The sequence below is a fragment of the Roseateles sp. P5_B10 genome, from assembly GCF_056400485.1.
Genome location: NZ_JBFULE010000552.1, coordinates 1 through 3,607, shown reverse-complemented (window position 1 = coordinate 3,607; position 3,607 = coordinate 1). Strand labels below are relative to the sequence as shown.

Annotated in this window: 1 protein-coding gene and 1 pseudogene; one reads left to right on the top strand and one right to left on the bottom strand. The window is 70.5% G+C overall.

Annotation, left to right across the window (positions count from 1 at the left end):
• Positions 1-284: 284 nt before the first annotated feature.
• Positions 285-896, bottom strand: a complete 612-nt coding sequence (locus AC1DU6_RS23675; RefSeq protein ID WP_477860033.1) for a hypothetical protein — start codon at positions 894-896, stop codon at positions 285-287.
• A gap of 201 nt (positions 897-1,097) precedes the next feature.
• Between AC1DU6_RS23675 and AC1DU6_RS23670 the strand changes: the two are divergent.
• A pseudogene (locus tag AC1DU6_RS23670) lies at positions 1,098-3,607 on the top strand (hypothetical protein); the annotation flags it as partial.

Here is a 3,607-nt window from a genome sequence, read left to right as displayed (position 1 = left end):
GGTGGTCGTGGCGGCAAGCCCGCCGGCCACACCGGCGTGGGCGGCGCCAAGACCGCGCCTAAGCCCCATGCCGAGCACGCCCCTCGCGCAGCCGGCGCCCAACCAGCCCGCGGCAACGCCGGCGGCGCCCCGCGCCACAACAACGGCCCGCGCCTGACGCAGCCCAAGCGCTGAGTCCAAGGCATCGCCTGCGCGGCCTGTCCCTCACGGGGCAGGCCGTTTTTGCTGGGCGACCGCTGCTGCAACCTCTGCGGCTCACGGCTCGTGCATCGGCAGCTGGCCCCTCAAGGCAGCTGCGTGGCGGCCCGGCGCCTGGCCCAGCCGAGGCCCAGTAGAGCCGCCAGGACCAGCGGCGCCGTACCGGGCAGCGGCAGCTCATGCGCGCCATCGCGGGGTGGCACGTCCGTACTGGTCAACGCGGTGATCTCGTAGCGGTACTGCTTCTCGTTGGGCATCTGGAAGCGGATTTCATGACGGGACTGGAAGTCCTCCAGATACAGGTAGGGCATGGCGCCGGTCGTCAGCGCATCCACGCCCGTTGTCCCCTCCAAGAACAGCTGGAAGACGGGCCACGGATCGTTTAGGTCAATGAAGCTGAAGAAGCTGTCCATATCCGCGTCGACGAAGATCCGCTTGCTCTCATTCGTGTATGCCATGCCGTCCTRCACGCCACCTGAAACACCGCCCGACATCTTGGCGCCGCTGTCATAGAGGCCGCGCGTGGGCCCCGCATCCGAGTCGACGGCATCCATGTCCACCACCAAGCTGCCCGACAGCGTTCCGCCGGTCGCCGCGTCCAGGCCTTTGGCCACGAAGCTGTAGTTGACGAGGCCCGCCTGAGCCGCGGCGCTGCAGGCCAGCGCGACCGCGCCGATGAGGATGTGACGCAAAGACATGGTGATCTCCCTGTGGGGTTTGAAAAGGTTCACGACGACGTGTCGCGATGCAAATCAGTGTCTGGATCGGCGGTATCAATGCCGCTTCCCGCAGGCGTGCAATGGTTTCAATTGCTACAGGCGGGTGCCGCTTGCCGAACCCGTTGAAACACAGGCGCCGCCGACCCCGGATTCCCATGAGGGGCTGATCTAATTCCACCCATGGCACGCCCCCCGCTCGACAACTCGCTCAAGTTCAACCTGCCCGATGGCACGGTCGTCACCGCCCAGGAGATGCTGCGCAAGATCCAGGAAGCCAAAGCGGCGCAGCGGACCGAGCAACTCGCCACCCCCGGCGCCCTGCCCGAGGCCGACCTGCAGACCTTGCTCGACGCCCTGCTGCTGCTGGGCGGCACCGCCAGCATCAACGCCGTCATGCAATGGCTGTCGCTGACCGGCCGCGAGCGCGCCAACGGCGAGACCTTCGACCACTACGCCACGCGCGATGGCCTGCAGGCCCTGGTCGCCCAGCGCCGTGCCGAGGGGCTGTACGGCAAGGGCACGCGCGTCTCATTGATCGATCACGTCGAGCGTCTGCAGACCTTGCTTGCCGCCCCCGGCCACGAGCGCTACTGGCGCCAGCGCCTGTGGCTGCTGGGCTCGGGCCGGGGCGACTGGCAGGACCCCATCGCCTGGGTCAACTTCCGCAGCCCCGAGGACATGCGCACGGTGCTGCGGCTGATGATCTTCTCGGGCATGCCCGCCGCCGAATTCCATGAACTGCTCGCCACCCGATTGCCGGAACTGAGCCCGCCGATGCTGGCCCTACAGGCCCTGATCGAGCCCTGGTGCCCCGGGCTGCTGGCGCAGATCGACCCGGATCTTCGAGATACCTTGCTGGGCCAGTTGCTGGACGTCCTGCCCGCCGGCCACCCGGTGCGTGCCGAGCTGCGCACCTGGCTGCAGGCCGGTACCGGCACGCTCAGCATTCCCATGCACGCCCGCCTGGCCGAGGCCGACATGCTGGCCCTGCAACTGGACAGCGCCGAGCAGCATCTGCGCGGCCTGGCCGGCCCGGGCGTCACGCTGCTGGCCGCCACCCGCGCCCTCGTCGATGGCCGCTGGGCCGAGGCCAGCGCCGGCTTCGAGGCCGCCATCAAGGCCATCCACACCGCCAGCCGCAGCCGTCGCAACGCGCTGTCGCTGGACACCGCGCGCCTGTACCTGCTCAGCCTGCTGGCCCAGGACGACCCCAAGGCCTGGGCGCAGGCGCGCAAATACGCCATCGCCGAATCCGGCAGCCGCAGCCCCACGGCCTACGAGGCCTGGGGCCTGTGGGCCTACGGCATCGGCGTGCGGCTGGGCGAGGACAGTTTTCTGGAAGCCGCCTTCACGCCCCGCACGCCGGGCGATGCCGCGCCGGTGGACCGCCTGCTGCTCACCGCCTGGCTGGGCAAGCCAGCACCCGGCTGGACGCCCCAGCTCGCACAGGCCGTGCTCGCCGGCCTCGGCCCAGAAGAAGCCTTGCTGGCCGACTATCTGAGCGCAGCCCTGCAGCGCCTGGAACTGGGCGGCACCGGGCCGGCCCGCGTTGCCAACTTCCTCGGCCAGCCGCGCCAGGCCTGGCAGGACGCCCTCGCGGCCATCGCCGCCCTCAGTGACGATGGCAAGCCCGCCGGCAGCGCCACCAAGCCTGAGCTGGCCTGGCAGCTCAAGCTCGACAACGCCGGCCGCGTGCACACGCTGGAGCCGCTGGAGATGAACCACGGCGCACGCGGCGGCCTCAAGTTCAAGGCCGTGACGCTGGCCAAGCTCAAGAAGCAAGGCGCCCAGCGCAGCCGCGACAACCTGGTGCTGCGCCACATCGAGCGCGACGCCTGGGCCGGTGTGCATGATCTGCGTCTGGACGTGAGCCAAGCCCTGGTCGCACTGATCGGCCATCCGCACCTGATGTTTGCCGACGCGCCGGGGCAGTGGGTGGAGCTCAGCGAGGGGCTGCCGGAGCTGGAGATTCGGCGGGTTGGCCAGGACGCCAATGCCGCCTTCGAGTTCCACCTCCACCCTCCGCTGGTCGCTGCCGAGTCGCCGCATGCCGGCATGCTGCACGGCGCCCAGGCTGAGGCCGAACGCGAGCGCCGCAACACCCAGCGCGTGCTGCGCGAGGGGCCGAGCCGGGCGCGGCTGATCCGCATCACGCCCACCCAGCGCCGCGTGGCTGAGCTGGTCGCCCAGGGCTGGAAGGTACCGGCCAATGCCACGGCCGAACTCGGCGCTGCGCTGCAGGTGTTGACCGGCCATTTCCAGCTCCATTCCGACGCCGACGCCGGCCAGCGCGTGGCCGGCGACAGCCGCCTGCATGCCCGCCTCACGCCACAGGGCGAGGGCCTGTCGCTGCTGCTCGTGGCCCAACCCTTTGGCGACTTCGGCCCCGCCGTCACGCCGGGCCTGGGCCGCGCGCGACTGATGTGCCTGCACGAGGGCCTGAGCCTGGCCACGGAGCGTGACCTGGGTGCCGAGACCCAGCACCGCGCCGCCGTCATCGAAGCCCTGCCCTTTCTCGACCCCGAGCAGCCGCCCGACCAGCCCTGGCTGCTGGCCGATGCCGAGGAGGCGCTGGCCGCCGTGGAGCGCCTGCCCGGCCTGGCGGCAATCGCCGCGCTGGCCTGGCCCAAGGGCAAGCCGATGCGCGTACTGCCGGTGGACGGCGCCGCGGTGCAGATCGAGGTCAGCAG